Origin of the sequence: Marinobacterium weihaiense, from assembly GCF_019061305.1 — a bacterium.
GTDB classification, from domain to species: Bacteria; Pseudomonadota; Gammaproteobacteria; order Pseudomonadales; family Balneatricaceae; genus Marinobacterium; species Marinobacterium weihaiense.
Map to the genome: position 1 here is coordinate 1 of NZ_JAHQZT010000040.1, position 15,231 is coordinate 15,231.

General features: G+C 57.0%; 12 protein-coding genes, 1 pseudogene and 1 riboswitch. Of the genes and pseudogenes, 7 read left to right on the top strand and 6 right to left on the bottom strand.

Annotated features, from left to right (window positions below; all coding sequences use genetic code 11):
- Positions 1–9 precede the first annotated feature (9 nt).
- On the top strand, positions 10–162 hold the full coding sequence (locus KTN04_RS17140) for a DUF1302 family protein (RefSeq protein ID WP_328515988.1): 153 nt from the start codon (positions 10–12) through the stop codon (positions 160–162).
- A 74-nt stretch (positions 163–236) separates the two neighbouring features.
- On the opposite strand, the gene KTN04_RS15950 is transcribed toward KTN04_RS17140, so the two are convergent.
- A complete protein-coding gene (locus KTN04_RS15950; RefSeq protein WP_217336225.1) occupies positions 237–1,631 on the bottom strand; it encodes an aminotransferase-like domain-containing protein in 1,395 nt (464 codons plus the stop codon).
- A gap of 101 nt (positions 1,632–1,732) precedes the next feature.
- Between KTN04_RS15950 and ccoG the strand changes: the two genes are divergently transcribed.
- The 6 genes from ccoG to KTN04_RS15980 all read left to right on the top strand — a co-directional run bounded on the left by ccoG (position 1,733) and on the right by KTN04_RS15980 (position 10,344).
- On the top strand, positions 1,733–3,115 hold the full coding sequence (ccoG, locus tag KTN04_RS15955; RefSeq protein WP_217336226.1) for a cytochrome c oxidase accessory protein CcoG: 1,383 nt from the start codon (positions 1,733–1,735) through the stop codon (positions 3,113–3,115).
- A gap of 140 nt (positions 3,116–3,255) precedes the next feature.
- Positions 3,256–3,867 carry a LysE family translocator gene (locus tag KTN04_RS15960; protein WP_217336227.1) on the top strand — a complete coding sequence of 204 codons (612 nt, stop codon included), beginning with the start codon at positions 3,256–3,258 and terminating at the stop codon, positions 3,865–3,867.
- Positions 3,868–3,870: 3 nt separating this feature from the next.
- The gene (locus KTN04_RS15965; protein WP_217336228.1) at positions 3,871–4,749 is read left to right on the top strand and encodes an AraC family transcriptional regulator; all 879 of its coding nucleotides are present in this window, start codon (positions 3,871–3,873) and stop codon (positions 4,747–4,749) included.
- Positions 4,750–4,794: 45 nt separating this feature from the next.
- Positions 4,795–4,991, top strand: a riboswitch (cobalamin riboswitch).
- Positions 4,992–5,171: 180 nt separating this feature from the next.
- Positions 5,172–9,593, top strand: coding sequence for a cobaltochelatase subunit CobN (locus tag KTN04_RS15970; RefSeq protein WP_217336229.1), 4,422 nt, complete (start codon positions 5,172–5,174; stop codon positions 9,591–9,593).
- Entirely contained in the window at positions 9,593–10,057 is a 465-nt protein-coding gene (locus tag KTN04_RS15975; protein ID WP_217336230.1) for a MotA/TolQ/ExbB proton channel family protein, read from the top strand. The genes KTN04_RS15970 and KTN04_RS15975 overlap by 1 nt, the downstream gene beginning before the upstream one ends.
- Positions 10,054–10,344 (top strand): DUF2149 domain-containing protein, encoded by a 291-nt coding sequence (locus KTN04_RS15980; RefSeq protein ID WP_217336231.1) that lies wholly within the window; start codon positions 10,054–10,056, stop codon positions 10,342–10,344. The genes KTN04_RS15975 and KTN04_RS15980 overlap by 4 nt, the downstream gene beginning before the upstream one ends.
- 210 nt (positions 10,345–10,554) lie before the next feature.
- Here the strand turns inward: KTN04_RS15980 and KTN04_RS15985 are convergent, their stop codons facing one another.
- From KTN04_RS15985 to KTN04_RS16005, 5 genes and pseudogenes are all read right to left on the bottom strand, one after another.
- Positions 10,555–11,019: a hypothetical protein gene (locus tag KTN04_RS15985; RefSeq protein WP_217336232.1), complete on the bottom strand. Its 465-nt coding sequence runs from the start codon at positions 11,017–11,019 to the stop codon at positions 10,555–10,557.
- 125 nt (positions 11,020–11,144) lie between these two features.
- Positions 11,145–12,209 (bottom strand): hypothetical protein, encoded by a 1,065-nt coding sequence (locus KTN04_RS15990; RefSeq protein ID WP_217336233.1) that lies wholly within the window; start codon positions 12,207–12,209, stop codon positions 11,145–11,147.
- Positions 12,206–13,381: pseudogene (locus KTN04_RS15995) on the bottom strand (IS3 family transposase). The gene KTN04_RS15990 and the pseudogene KTN04_RS15995 overlap by 4 nt, the downstream one beginning before the upstream one ends.
- A gap of 82 nt (positions 13,382–13,463) precedes the next feature.
- Positions 13,464–14,546: an SH3 domain-containing protein gene (locus tag KTN04_RS16000; RefSeq protein WP_217336234.1), complete on the bottom strand. Its 1,083-nt coding sequence runs from the start codon at positions 14,544–14,546 to the stop codon at positions 13,464–13,466.
- 148 nt (positions 14,547–14,694) lie between these two features.
- The coding region (locus KTN04_RS16005; protein WP_217336235.1) for a RipA family octameric membrane protein at positions 14,695–15,231 on the bottom strand (537 nt) is incomplete at its 5' end.

Below are 15,231 nucleotides of genomic sequence, written 5' to 3' on the forward strand. Positions count from 1 at the left end.
CGCTTCAGCATCGGCGCGGATTTCACTCATCGCACCGGCCTGCAAGTGGGCGTGAATTACCTGACCTACCTGGGTGATGCCGACGAGGACGACAAACCGTACGAACAGCTCAGCCTGTCCGACCGTGACAACCTGTCGCTGTCGGTGAAATACGCTTTCTAACGCAACGCTTTCATTAACACCTGTTCCTTCAGATTTTCCGGCCTCGCAAGAGGCCGGCTTTTTTCCTGCCTTGATCAGGGTGCCAGCAGCACACCCAGCTGTTGCAATGCCTGAAGTCTCCGCTCGTTCCAGGGATGGGCAAAACTCATCCGCAAACAATGCCGGTACTGTCCAGTCATGGAAAACAGCGGCCCCGGCGTGATGATGACGCCCTGCTCACGCGCGCGGTGATACAGCGCCAGCGTATCGATTTGCAGCGGCAGCTCCAGCCATACAGCCAATCCCCCTTCCGGACGACTGATCTGACACTCTACCGGCCAGGCATTGAGCACCTGCAGCAACTGGTCGCGCTGCTGACGCAAACGGGTACGCTGTGACCGCAAATGACCGGCATAGCTGCCATCAGCCATGAAGTCGGCCACGCCCTGCTGCAGATACCGGCTGCTGGCCAGTTGCGTCACCAGCTTCAGTTGCAGGATGCGGTCATGCCAACGGGCGCCCGACACCCAGCCCAGGCGCAGATCCCGTGACAATGATTTGGAAAAGGAACTGCACAGAATCACCCGGTTCTCGGTATCCAGTGCCTTCAGCGGATCGGGTATCTCCATGAAGGCGGTATCGGCGTAGATATCATCTTCGATCAGTGCCAGATCATGTCGATCGGCCAACGCCATCAAGCGCTTTCTGGCCTCGATCGGCATCAATGCGCCCCCCGGGGTGGCAAAGGCCGGCGAGACGATACAGGCCTTCACCGGCCAGCGCTGCAGCACGGCGTCCAGTGCATCCATATCCATGCCCTGTCCTGCGGCAGGCACCTCGACCCCCTTTAGGCCAAGTTGCTGCAGCAGCTGCAGTACGCCATAGAAACCGGGCGACTCCACCGCCACCACATCGCCCGGCTGACAGCAGGCCATCAAGGCCAGAAACAGGGCATGCTGACAGCCGGAGGTGATGCACAGCCGCTCTGGAGCGGCGTGCCAGCCCCGCTTGAGTGCATGCACGACCAACTGTTCACGCAGCGCCAGCGACCCGGCCGGCTCATCATAGTACTGATGGTCACTGCCCTTCTGGCGCCGCAGGGCACGCCCGATACACCGGTTGAGTGTCACCAGCGCACGCGGCCGCTCATCCGTATCCGGCATGGGCAGCAGATCAAACGCCGCGCTGCGTTGCATGATATCCAGCAGCACGTCACTGACCGTGACCGGGCGGGGCGGTCTGATGGCCGGTGGTGTTGCGGCGGCTTCGACAGGTGCCGGAGGCGGCAGCACAAAGTAACCGGATTTCGGCCGTACCGCGATCAGCCCCAGGGCCTCCAGCCGTTGCAGGGCATGCATGACGGTCGCCTTGGACAGCTGTTTCTGCCGACAGAGTTCACGGATGGACGGCAGCCGTTCGCCCGGTTGCCAGCGCTGTTGCTCGATGCCCTGCAACAGCCAACGCTCCAGATCCTGATATCGATAACTCACAACGGCCCCATCTGTCCCTATTGAAATTATATTTTTTATACCTGCACCGATACAGATTACAAGCGTAACCTGCTGCTGAACTTGACGAGTGGATAGTGACCATGGAAAAGATACCGGTTGTGCAGGTACATGCGCCTGCCAGCACGCCTGGTGGCCGATCGGCCAATGGCAAATTTCATGTGCGGCTGACCGAGGGCCGCTTCCAGAACCTGCGCCGCCTGACCACCTGGCCGCTGATTGCGCTGTTCTTCGGCCTGGTTTGGGTCCAGGTCGATGGCACCCCCTGGCTGCTGTTCTCGTTCGAACAGCGTCGCATTCTGCTGTTCGGCACCGCGCTGTCCTGGCACGATCTGCCACTGCTGGCCGGGGTGATGATCGCCGGTGCCTGCCTGCTGTTTTTCATGGCCGTTGCCTGGGGACGGGTGTGGTGCGGCTTTGCCTGCCCCCAGAGCATCTGGACCTGGCTGTTCATCCGTATCGAAGACCTGACCGAAGGACGCGCCCGCCAGCGCGCCAAACATGACCGGACAGGACTGAGCACGGCATTGCTGCTGCGCCGCAGCGCCAAGCACCTGCTGTGGGCGTTGCTGGCACTGGCTACGGCCATCACCTTTACCGGCTATTTCATCCCCGTACGCGAGATCATGAATAGCCTGCTGACACTGCAGATGTCACCGGCGCTTTGGGGATGGCTGTTGATCATGGCGGGCCTGACCTATGCCAATGCCGGCCTGGTGCGAGAAAAAATCTGCCTGCATGCCTGCCCCTATTCACGTTTTCAAAGTGTCATGTTCGACGCGGATACCCGCACCGTCAGTTACGACACGCAGCGCGGCGAACCCCGTGCCCACAAGCGGCAACAGGACGGCAGCGTCGGTGATTGTGTGGATTGCGGTGTGTGTGTGCAGGTGTGCCCCACCGGTATCGACATCCGTGACGGGCTGCAGGCGGCGTGCATCGATTGCGGCGCCTGCATCGACGCCTGCGACACCGTGATGGAGCGTCTGGACAGGCCACGAGGCCTGATCCGCTTTGCCTCCGAGCACCAGTTGGCCAAGCAGCCCACTCGCTTCATGCGCCCGCGGCTGCTGGGCTACGGTACGGCCATCCTGCTCGCCTGTGGCGCCGTGCTCTATGGTTTCAGTGCCACCACCGAGTTGCTGGTGGAGATCCGCCGCGACCGCAATGCCCTGTTCATCCAGCTGGACGAAGACACCTTCTGCAACACTTACCGCGTGAAGGTGGAGAGTTTTCGCGAGGATAGCGCGCCGGTTAAAGTGTCCGTCCGCGGCAACCGCGACTACATCCTGCATGGCCCCGACGAGTTGAACATGGCCGAGCACGGCTCGACCTGGCTGCCTTACCGCGTCTGCGCGTCGGGCCTGGACAGTCCCCGTTCGGAGATCAGCTTCCAGTTCGAGAGCGGCTCGATCCGCACGGAAAAGGCCTCCACCTTCCTGGCCAAACCGGCCAAGCCTTCGTGACCACACGCCTCCGCGCCCGCTCGGGTTGCGGAGGCATGAGCCGACCGCCCCGTTCACAGGGTTCACACGCGCAATTTCGTTCAATACTCGCTCACCGGACACCGCTAAGCTGCCTTCGACACCAAGAGCGGAGGTTGAACATGCTCAGTATGATCCTTTCCATGGCGGCATTCGCCTTTGTCGGGGCGGTCACCCCCGGCCCGGTCAACATTATCGCCACCAGTTCCGGTGCCACCTATGGCGCGGTGAAAACCAGCCCTCATGTGCTGGGGGCCACCCTGGGCTACACGCTGGTCGTGCTGCTGTCAGGCGCGGGGGTCTTCGGGCTTGGCCAGCAATTGCCTGCCATGCTCAACGTGCTGCACTACCTGGGCGGCGGCTTCCTGCTGTATATGGCTTATCGCATCGCCACCTTGGCACCGTCCGCCTCGGCCGACGCAGGTCTGACGCAACCGCCTCGGCTCCTGGAAGGCGCGCTGGCACAGTTGCTCAACCCCAAGGCCTGGCTGGTGGCGACCTCAGGGGTCGCGCTGTTTGTCAGCAGCCAGCCCGAACAGCTGCTGTGGCTGCTGATCTTCAGTGCAGTATCCTTTTGCATGTGCCTGCTGGGCGTCGCGGTTTGGGCCATCTCCGGGCAGATGCTGCGCACCCTGCTCGGTAACCCGGCGCGACAACGGGTATTCAATCGCACTCTGGGGGCATTATTGGCCGGCACCGTTATACTGATGCTGGCAGATCACTGGAGAACATGAGTCATGGACAAGGTACGGCCCCCGCAGACAGGCATACATTCATCCGGGCAAGCAGCACAGCGGCCAACCAATCAGCTGGGGCCCAGCCCTGCGTTGCCCTGGGTCGAAATGCGCCGTGCCGACCGCTCGTCCGCCTGCTATCAGGCCCATGCCCATGATGAATTTTCGTTGGGTGTCATCGATGCCGGCCGCGCCCGTTACCGCAACGGGTCACGCCACCATCAGACCCACGCCGGCATGCTGGTGACCATCAACCCGGGCGACATTCATGCCTGCAACCCGGACCAGGGCGTTTGGTCCTATCGCATGCTGTTTATCGATACCCGCTGGCTGGGACAGCTGCAACAGGAATGCATGCTGGCGGATGGCAGCGATTACCGTCCCTTTGCGGCCGACTTTCAGCAGGATCGCCACTTTTACCGCCGTTTTGATCGTCTGTACCAACGGCTGACATCATCTGACGCCGCCTTGGCCGCTGAAACCGAGCTGATCGAATATATCTGTCCGCTGTTCGAGGGCCAGACTCTGGCAGCAGCTCAGCACCATCAGTGTCTGCCTGAGCTGCAACGGGCCACAGAACGCATCATGGACCGACTGGACGACAACCTCAGCCTGGATGAGCTGGCCCGCGTCAGTGACCTGAGCCGCTATCAGCTGATCCGCCTGTTTCGCAAGCATTACGGCTTGCCGCCTCACGCCTGGCAGCTGGACCAGCGTATCCGCCGGGCGCGCCAGCTGCTCAAACAGCCGCACGCGTCGCTGGGAGATATCGCCCTGCAACTGGGCTTTGCCGATCAGGCCCATTTTCAGCGCCACTTTCGTCAGCGCACCGCGCTCACCCCCGGACAGTTTCAGGCCTGCTACCGCCAGACCGGTGGTTGAGGGGTATCACTCAGGTTATTGCATCCAGGGGCACAGCTCTGTACCCTGCCGCCTCGATTTGCAGGTGTCCGGCCGCTTTGGCGCGTCGGGATAATCGGGAAGTCAGGTGAAAATCCTGCGCTGCCCCCGCAACGGTAAGGTGTTGTATCCACCATCAGCCACTGTGCAAGGCACGGGAAGGCGGTGGAGTGTCGGCAACGACCACACCAAGCCCGGAGACCGGCCTGCAATGGGTGATACAGTCAGCGTCATCAATGGATGCTCTGAAGGTATCGTGAATGCGCATCAGGCGGGGTGTTCCTGAAACAGCATGACGTTTACATGGATGTAGCCGCAAGGGATACGCCCTGTAGTCCGAATCCTGTTTTGTGCAGGCGTTAGCGTCTGTCACTTGCCGGTGCGTGTGGATGTTTGGAGTCTGCATGCGCAACCAATCTGCTTCTGTCTATCCGGACGGTTCCGATCCGTCTGTGTCCGTGCCTGGTCGAATCCACCAGGTCATTCTGTTCATCTTATTGCTGATCATCAGCCAACTGGCTTGGGCCAAGTCCGAGTTGCAGCCGCCATATGCGCTGGCGCTGGTATCGGAGCGCACCGCGCCGCTGCTGGCCGGTGCGACACACCAATTCCTGACCACCCACCCCGGCTTTGACATTCAGATCCGCACCAGTCGCCAACTGGAACAGATGACCGATGCCGAACTGCTCGCCCTGCTGCAACCTGCCCAGCAAATCCTGATCGGCGGGGTGTTCGGGCCATCCGTGGAGCGGCTGCTGGCCCTTCCCCTGCCCGCAGACCAGAAGCGCAGTATTTTTCACAGTGACCGCCGCTTGCAGGCACTGCACCGTGATGCCGATGGCGGACAGATGCCGGCACTCAGCGATGCGCAACGGGCCAACCTCTTTGCCCGTCCACCGGCGGACCAGCCGTTTGCGCCCTGGCTGCAGGCCCAGCAACAGGCCTTCCCGCAGTTCAAGACCTGGCTGGCCAACCGTGCCTACTGGCAGTTCCGCGATCACGACAACCTGCAGCGGCTTTGGCAAGCACTGCTGCTGAACACACCCGCACCGGCGGCTCAGCCCAGTGCCCCGGTGCGCATCAGTGAAAATGGACAACGCCTCACGGCGGATGCACTTGCGGCCCTACCGGACCTGCCCACCCTGTTCCTGCTGGACGGTAACCAGGGCGACCACCCGCAAAACCGGGCATTGCATGCGGCCATCTGCGATCAGGCCCAGGGCATACGCTGCCTGTCCGTCGCGGCCGCCTGGGGCGATGGCAGCCGTCTGGCGGTGGAACACATCGGCCAGGTGGCGCCGAAGACCGCCCCTTGGGCGATTCTGGCCCTGCAGGATTTCGTGATCGGCGGCGGCGAGCATCGCGAAGCGGTCATCCACCTGTTCAAACAGCTCAATGTACCGGTCTACAAGGGGCTGCGCATTGCCGAGCTGGACCTGCCCCGCTTTCGCCTGTCGGCCACCGGGCTACCGACCGACTCGGTGCATTACCGCCTGGCGATGCCGGAGCTGCAGGGCACCGGCCAGCCGCATGTACTGGCCGTGGCCGCCACGCATACCCGCGACCCTCAGACCGGCGTGACCCTGAGCCGCCTGCAGCCGCTGGATAGCGAGATCGAACACCTGGTCAACCGCATCCGCAACGGCTTTGCCCTGCACACCACACCCAATGCCGACAAGCGGGTGGCGATCATTTATTACAACCACCCGCCGGGACGCCATAACATCGGCGCCGACAATCTCAACGTGCCCCGTTCACTCTTGCAGATGCTGCAGGCACTCAAGGCGGCGGGCTACACCACCGGCCCCCTGCCGGATAGCCCGGAGGCCCTGCTGGACCAGTTGCAGACTCGCGGCGTCAACCTGCCGGAAGACCGCAGTGCGCTGGCCGCCATGGCCGGCCTGGTCAACTCGGTCAGCGCGGACGATTACCGTCAGTGGTTTACTACGCTGCCCGACGGCATCCAGCAGGAGATGCGGTTCGGTCCTCTGGCGTACCTGCACCACCAGCTGCGCCCGCTACTGTCACCCGAGGCTCCCCCGCTGGCGTCTGATCTTGCCCCTGTAGCCGCTGCACGTAGCGCCCGGGTGCTGGAAGATCTGCGCCATATCCTTGATGGTACCCGCCACCCCGGCCGCGTCCGAGGGCTGGATCTGCTTGACCAGCTGGAGTCCGCCTACCTGCGGCTGAGCGACCCCACGCTGGCGATAGCAGCACGGCAGCAACTCTGGCAACAGGCCGGTGACGTCAATCAGGCCATCATCGACATGGGTATCGAGGGGCTGCGCGGTTGGGGCGAAGCACCGGGGCGTACCATGGTCTGGCAAGACCAACTGCTGGTGCCGGGCGTGCAGTTCGGTAACGTTTTCCTGGGGCCGCAGCCACCCCGTGGCTGGGAGCTGAACGAAGAACTGCTGCACGCCAACATGTCTTTCCCGCCACCGCACCAGTACTTGGCCTACTACCATTGGCTGCGTGACCGCTTTCAGGCCGATGCGCTGGTGCATGTGGGCCGTCACTCCACCTACGAGTTTCTGCCGGGGCGCGCCACCGGCCTGACGGCGGAGGACTACCCCGCACTGATCGCCGGTGACCTGCCCGGCATCTACCCCTACATCGTTGACGGCGTGGGCGAAGGCATTCAGGCCAAACGCCGTGGACGCGCGGTGATGATTGATCACCTTACCCCGCCGCTGGCCACCACCGAACTCTATGACGATCTACTCAGTCTGCGTCAGCTGATCGAAAGCGCCGAGGCCGCCGCCGACCCCGATACCCGCCATCGTGCGGTGCAGCAGCTGCGAACACAGATCGACCAGCTCAACCTGAGGGACGAATTGGCCGCCAGCATGGATGAAGAGCTCAAGGTGCGCGGCATCGGTTTCGAGCAAATTGACGACGAGCTGCTGCTGCACGAGACCGGGCACTACCTCACGCACCTGCAGGAAACCTTCATGCCACTGGGTCTGCACACCTTCGGCAAGCCCTGGCAGGCCGAGCAGATCGACACCCTGCTAACCTCAATGGCCGATGGCAAGCCGGTACCGGCGCATTGGCGCAACGCCCTGACCGCCTCGCCCGAGGCCGAGATGTCGGCCCTGATCAATGCCCTTGAGGGTGGCTATATCGCACCGGGCAAGGGCAACGACCCCATCCGTACCCCCGAGGCCCTGCCTACCGGCCGCAATTTCTTCGCCCTGGATGGCAGCCTGCTGCCCACCCGTCTCGGTTTCGCGCTGGGTGCGGAACTGGCCGACAAGGCCCGTACCGAAACACCCGAGCCCGAAGGCAAGGAAGCGGTCATTCTCTGGGCCTCCGATGCCGTACGCGATGAAGGCAGCATGATCGCCTTCGGCCTTGACCTGCTAGGCGTGCGCCCGATCTGGAACAGCCGTGGCATCATCAACGGGCTGGAACTGCTGCCACTGGATGCGCGGCGCTCCCAGCGCCGCGATGTGGTCTTCACCACGTCAGGCCTGTTCCGCGACCTCTATGCCGGTCAGCTGGAACTGCTGGATCAGGCCGGCCTGATGGCACTGGCCGCCAGCCGCGATGTTATTGCGCGCGACTACCCTGCCCTGCAACCGGCTCTGCAGCGGGCACTGGCACCTCTGGAACATGCCGTCAGCACCCGTGATGAACCGCTGAGTGCCAATACCGTGGCGGCCAACTGGGTTACCGAGACCCGCCGCCTGCTGCAGGCCAACCCAGCCTTGGACGACAGCGACGCCTTGGGGCGTCAGGCCAGCCTGCGCATCTTTGGCACCGCACCCGGCAGCTACGGCGCGGGCATCAACCGCCTGGTGGAACGCTCTGGCAGCTGGCAGGACCGCACCCAACTGGGACAGGCCTATATCAGGCGCATGGGCCATGCCTACGGCAGCGGCGTGCATGGCACCAGTGCCCATGATGCCTTTAACCGCCAGTTGGGTCAGATCCGGCACACCTATCTGGGGCGCGCCAGTCATCTCTATGGCCTGATCGACAACAACGACGCCTTCGACTACCTCGGCGGCCTCAATCTGGCCGTGGAAACCGTCACGGGAACCGCACCAGAAAGCTTCGCCATCGACCACTCCCGCCGTGAACAGGCCAAGCTCACGCCATTGGCACAGGCACTGGGACAGGAGCTGCGCAGCCGCTACCTCAACCCACAGTGGCTAAAGCCTCTGATGGCCGAGGGGTATGCCGGTGCACGCACCATGGGCAGCGAATTCATGGAGTACCTCTGGGGTTGGCAAGCCACCAGCCCGCAGCTGATTCAGAGCTGGATGTGGGATGAGGTGAAAGCCGTGTATCTGGACGACCGGCTGCAACTGGGGCTGGACGAGTTCCTGCAACAGGGCCATAACCAGCAGGTACGCAGCAACATGATGGCCATCCTGCTGGTCGCCGCGCAGAAAGGATTCTGGGAGACCGACGCTTCCACCCTTGAGCAGCTGTCGCAAGACTTTGCCGACAACATCATTCGGCATGGCCTGCCAGGCAGCGGTCACACCCATCCCGCGCACCCGGTATACGCTTTCGTCAATGCTCGCATCACAGCTGATCAGGCCAAGGCCCTGCAACAGATTCTGGACGCAGCCCGCCAGCCGACACCGGCATCAACAACACCGGCCGTCACACGGATCCAGGAGATCAGCCCGGCACAACAGGTAACACCGGCACAACCGCCGGAAGACTCGATAACATCCGAGCAGGCCGATGCCGACACGCGCGAGCATCACACTAGTGACTTAAGCCGCCCGTGGATGCTGGCCGCCGCATTGATGCTGTTGCTGCTGGCTGCCGGTGCCCTGAAGGGACGTTTTGGAGGCAAACACTGATGGTGTCATCATATTCAACGGAACTGATGCATCAGATCACCGGCCTGCTGTTGCAGCCGGTGATCTGGGGATTGCTGTTTCTGCTGGCACTGGCCGTCTGGGAGGTCGGCCTAGCACTGGGCGAGTGCGGCGGCGGCCTGCGCCGCCTCGAGCGCAGTGGCAACCTGAATGCCGCGCAACACCAGGGCATGTGTCGTATTGATCGTGCCGACTTCATTACCCGCATCGCCCCCATGCTGGGCCTGATGGGGACTCTCATCCCGCTCGGCCCCGGCCTCTCTGCACTGGGTGATGGCGAACTGTCAATCCTGACCACTGCCATGACCGTCGCCTTTGACACGACCGTCATCGGCCTGCTCACCGGCATCATCGGCTTTGTGCTGGGCCGCCTGCGCCGCCGCTGGTATGACCAGCTGATTGCACGCATGGAGCCCGCTCAGCCCCAGGTGGAGATCACGCCATGAGCCACTGGCGCCGCAGCCGCTTCGATCAGGAAGACGCTGAACCCCTGGGCCCCCTCGCCAACCTGCTGGATCTGATGCTGGTATTCGCCTGCGGCCTCATCGCCGCCCTGGTCGCCCACAGCGGCGACCTGCAGCAGCACTTCAAGCCCCCCACCGAAGTGATCACTCAGGGACGTGAACTGCCCCAGTTGCCTGAAGGCATGGAGCAACAAGGCACAGGCATGGAAGCCGTCGGGCAGGTCTATCGAGATCCCGCAACCGGAAAATTGATCTTGATCGGGCGGTAAACCCTGGCGACCGGGTGATCGATACATGACCGCCACGCACGTACGATGCGTACACCGGTTGCCGAGGCACGTTCCAGCCCCGATGCACTTGAGTCAGTACAACCAGGTACTCTATTGTTGGCTGCACTTATTGAATGATGGATCTCGCTGCAACAGCCCCAGTACTCAGAATGCTGAGCATATCAGTGACCAACGCGAGTACGGCCATCCCTATGTGTCTGACATCGCGTTGGGCTGAGTTTTGGACTGATCAAGAGTGATTTCAATACCATGAGATTTTATCGCCAGGGATGCCACCGGCGCTTGCTTAGTAGATGCACACTGTACGAGAAGGTGTTGATTGTTTACCCATGAGTACGATAAATCATGCAATGTGCAGTATCCGGCAAAAACAACATGGCCTTCATCAGGCGTCTTGACAGGCCCGGATTTGGATAGCACCAGCAGATGACCATAGGGAGCATGGCCGCTTTCCCGCAGAGAGCTTAATTGGGTAACAAAAAAACTGCCATCTGGAGATGCTTGTGTGCTTTCTACAGAATAATAGAGATTATCCATGTAGCTACCAATAAGGTTTTTGAGTGAATATATAACGAGTACGGCTAGCACAATAACTTTAAGCATTAATTTCGAAAACCGCACTACACCAGGTAAGACAACATAAGGCTTAGACATGAAGCAACACCGTAAAAAATGAATATTTCAAAAAAGCAATAATTATTATTAACTCATGATTAAAAAGTCGTGCAACTGCTCAAGCTACAACCGGTTACACAAGTCATCACCGAAAGTACTGAACGCTATGAACATGCCTTGTTATATTCTTTCGGTAATGGACAGTCATAATTTATATCTATCATATCCAGATTGGTTATTGAGAAATTAGCATACTTATTTCCAGCTTTTGATATATTTCCCTTTGGCTCGCCATAAACGAAAACGAATGCAGTTGGTTTTTCCTGAGATTTTATCTTCTCAAGTCTTGTTGCAACTAATTTCTTGATTTTATAGCTTTCTATCAGGCGATCGGCGATCATTATAGTGCTAGTGTATTCGTCATCGCCTTTTTTAAATTTTTTCTTAAATTTAATTTGATATCCAGCATCGGAAGGAAGCCTATTCACAAAGGCCCAACCATAGTAGATTACTGGGTAGTTTGGAAGATCGTCTAAGTCCTGCTCCCATATGCATTTAAATATACTTCGGTAATATATGTCCTTGCCAAGGATATTGACCCTCCGCTGGTCAATGGAACCATCATTTCTATATCGGATATATCTACCAACAACAGATCGGACGGAGTATATGTTTCCGATGCTTCCTGCTTCCCTTAATCTTGTATCTTTAGATCTACGGACAAAACCTGGCTTTTTAAAAGCCTGACTATTATTGCTTGCATCAGTTCTAGCCTCATCATAGTAGGAATCTGGTCGTTCCAGAAGAAATACGTCTACAATGGATTCATCTACCGTGCGTTTTTCTTCTTTTATAGATGTACCATCTTCGTACTTCAAATTGAGAGGCTTATCATTGAATACTTCGCAGCTCTCAGAATGCTTCCCATAGATGCGGTAATGCGGAACGACCTTCATATCTTGAAGGTCTTCATCTAGGTTTGCGCATGTTACTTGCGCCGTGCAATCTGTTCCCGGACAAATAAACTTCTTCTTGTCAGTAATGATCCCAGACCAATAAAGGTCATATGCCCGGTCAGGGTCTATGTAATCATTTGCCTCAATACTAAACGCAACATCTATTGCCAATTCAAGACTCCTTGTGAATATAACGCCCAACTCAGCGGGCAATTGAAGCGCAGCGAAAATTGATGATCTTCTCCCGATAAATCGGATACCTACGCTGCTCATGCCGTCATTGCTTCATATTCCACTGGGCTCAGGTAATTTAAGCTTGAGTGCAGTCGAACTCGATTATAAAAGTGCTGGATGTATCCGACCAGCTTATCTCTCAGATGCATTTCGCCATAAAAGACATTTTCCTTTATCAGCTCACCTTTTAAGGTATGAAAGAAGGACTCCATTTCCGCATTGTCTGTACACATGCCTGGACGGTTGGCACTAGCTAGAATGCCATGTCGCTTTAGAAGCGACTGGATCTCGTGGGCACGGTATTCAACCCCACGATCCGTATGAAAAATCAGACCAGGATCAGGTCGTCGGTTACGCAGCGCCATCTGTAATGAGGCCTTCGCAGTGATACCGTCTTCTGCTTACCCAAACACCAACCCACAATACGACGGGAATATAGGTCGATTACCGCAGCCAGATACAGCCACCGTTTACCAACACGGATATAGGTGAGGTCAGCGGACCAATGCTGGTTGGGTGCTGTTGGTTTCGGCAGATCTGCAAGTTCGGCGCACGCTGGTAGAAACGGTGTAACCCGGCAAGCTTGCGGTAAACGCGGCTGACACGGGCCTTCAAGCCCGCTTCTCTCATCAACCGTTCGACTCGTTTTTTACCCACATGGACTCCTTGTCGCTTCAGGGCCTGATGTACTCTTGGACTGCCGTACGTTTCTCGACTTGCCTCAAAAATCCGAATGATGCGTTCGGTCAGCAAAGCATCGCTTTGCTGACGCCGGCTCACTTTGCGTTTCAACCAGGCATAGAAGCCACTGGCTGATACTTTCAGGAACCTGCACAAGCGGCGCACACCGAACTGCTCGCGATGTTCAGCTACGAACCGGAACCTTTCTTCCGTTCCTCCGCGAGAAAACGTTGCCACTTTTTTAGCAGGTCATTTTCCTCCTTCAAGTCAGCAACTTGTTTCTCAAGTTTTCGTATCTGCTCGTTCTCACTCAAAGCCTTTGGCTTCTTAGACACCATTTTACGTTTATCAGCCACGATCTTGCCTTCCCGGTACTCCTTGCGCCAGCGGGACAACATGAAGGGATGGATATCCAGCGCTTCCGCAACGCCCTTCACGCTTGCCCCACTCAGATGGGTCAGCTTAACAGCTTTGGCCTTGAACTCATTCGTGTACTGCCGTGTCTTCTTCTGGTTCTTGTACGCTGGCATTATTCACCTCGCCTGAATTAGATCGAGGTATCCACTAAACCGGGGGAACTACATTGTCCGGCAGCAGCATTTTGTTAGGGCCTTACTTGAATTTGGCGAGGTACCTTGAAAATACCCACCCTTTGATTTGAATTTCAGAATTTGGATCATTCCATTCAACTAGAGTCCAGCTTTTTTCGCGGTTAATAACAATCACTGCATAACCGAAATGTAAATAACCGACGGTTTCCGCTTTTTTAGATGCTGAATATCTGACATTGAGGACATCAGCTGAAACATACCGAAAGTCAGTTAGGACACTATCATCAACAGATGCCGCTACCTTTGACTCGATCTTTTTTGAAAGAGAGCGCTTATCTTCCTTTAGGTAAGATTTGACGTGATAATCCACGACAGGATTTAGAAAGGACACAATAACGGCAATGATCAATGGGCATATGAACCACATCAATAGTTTTTGAATCGCCGGGTCTTTCTGCGCCCTGATTTCGTCGATCAGGTTGTTCAAAGAATCCTCTAAAGAGCCTGATGGTTCTACCGAAGAGTCATGAATGACTTGGTAAGAAAGACTTTGCAGCTCCGAAATCGCTACCCTTTTCGATTCAAATGAAATCCACCCATCTGGCTCAAATGATAGATTGTGACCAATATCAAGCGCAATATCCTTTAGAAGCCTTAGCGAGTCATTACTTGCGATAGCAGTTGAAAGATCTTTGAACGGGTTTTGGATAGCAGCGATCGATTCCCGAAATTCTATGAGTGGATCGGCCATGGCCGCCATCATTTCGCGATGTTGTTTCAGCGGATCGCCCAAAGCCGCCAACATCTCGCGATGCTCTTTCAGCGGATCTCCTAAGGCCTCCATCATCTCACGGTGTTCCCTCAACGGATCTCCAAGGGCTGCCATCATTTCGCGATGTTCTTTCAGTGGATCACCCAAAGCCGCTAACATCTCGCGATGCTCTTTCAGCGGATCTCCTATGGCCTCCATCATCTCACGGTGTTCCTTCAACGGATCACCCAAGGCTGCCATCATTTCACGATGTTCTTTCAGTGGATCACCCAAAGCCGCCAACATCTCGCGATGCTCTTTCAGCGGATCTCCTAAGGCCTCCATCATCTCACGATGTTCTTTCAGTGGATCGACTAGTTTGTTTTTTTTCATTAATCTGCTCGTAACAAGTCAATGCTTGCAGAATTCGAAAGCCCTAACGCTTGCCTAACCGGCGCGAAATAGCAGGCTAAAATTAGCGACGAAGGAGCGCAAGCCTGCTGTTTTGCGTCCTTTGGTTTAGGCACTTGTTAAATGACGATTAATTGAAGCCTTTAACTTGTACGTTTATACCTGTAAAGTCGATATCAACAGCTATAAACACCATTACAGCCCATATAATTGACAATGATAGACCGACATAAATCGGAATTCGACTTACAGAAAACCTTTTAGCTACCAGCCAAGACGTAATCGACATAAAGCTTTTATTATGAGAATGCAGACGCCTGTTTACAATCTCATCATAGATAGCAGTTCTGTCATGAAATAAACTCCAGATCTCACGACGGGAATCGTCGGTACGATGAATATGTAACAACAACCTACCCTCTATCTTTTTTAGTGCCTCTTCCCAATACTCTTGCCAAAATTTTGCACCACTTGCCATCCCAACTTGGAAAAGAGAAATTAGCAAGCCAGCTATACAGACAAGCAGTGTAACTACTGGTTTAGTATGGCTTGACTGCATGACACCAGCAAAGAGAACACCTTGAAAAATCATGAAGAAGTTATTTCTCTGAACCAGTTGAGTTATTTCAAAATCTCTTTTTTCTAAAGCTATTTTGAACAATGCTTT

Bases quoted from the DNA above. Each gene is read 5' to 3' on its own strand.
- KTN04_RS15960 (WP_217336227.1), top strand. From the start codon at position 3,256: ATGCTCAGTATGATCCTTTCCATGGCGGCATTCGCCTTTGTCGGGGCG.
- KTN04_RS16000 (WP_217336234.1), bottom strand. From the start codon at position 14,546: ATGAAAAAAAACAAACTAGTCGATCCACTGAAAGAACATCGTGAGATG.
- KTN04_RS15965 (WP_217336228.1), top strand. From the start codon at position 3,871: ATGGACAAGGTACGGCCCCCGCAGACAGGCATACATTCATCCGGGCAA.
- KTN04_RS15990 (WP_217336233.1), bottom strand. From the start codon at position 12,209: ATGAGCAGCGTAGGTATCCGATTTATCGGGAGAAGATCATCAATTTTC.
- KTN04_RS15985 (WP_217336232.1), bottom strand. From the start codon at position 11,019: ATGTCTAAGCCTTATGTTGTCTTACCTGGTGTAGTGCGGTTTTCGAAA.
- ccoG (WP_217336226.1), top strand. From the start codon at position 1,733: ATGGAAAAGATACCGGTTGTGCAGGTACATGCGCCTGCCAGCACGCCT.
- KTN04_RS15975 (WP_217336230.1), top strand. From the start codon at position 9,593: ATGGTGTCATCATATTCAACGGAACTGATGCATCAGATCACCGGCCTG.
- KTN04_RS15970 (WP_217336229.1), top strand. From the start codon at position 5,172: ATGCGCAACCAATCTGCTTCTGTCTATCCGGACGGTTCCGATCCGTCT.
- KTN04_RS15980 (WP_217336231.1), top strand. From the start codon at position 10,054: ATGAGCCACTGGCGCCGCAGCCGCTTCGATCAGGAAGACGCTGAACCC.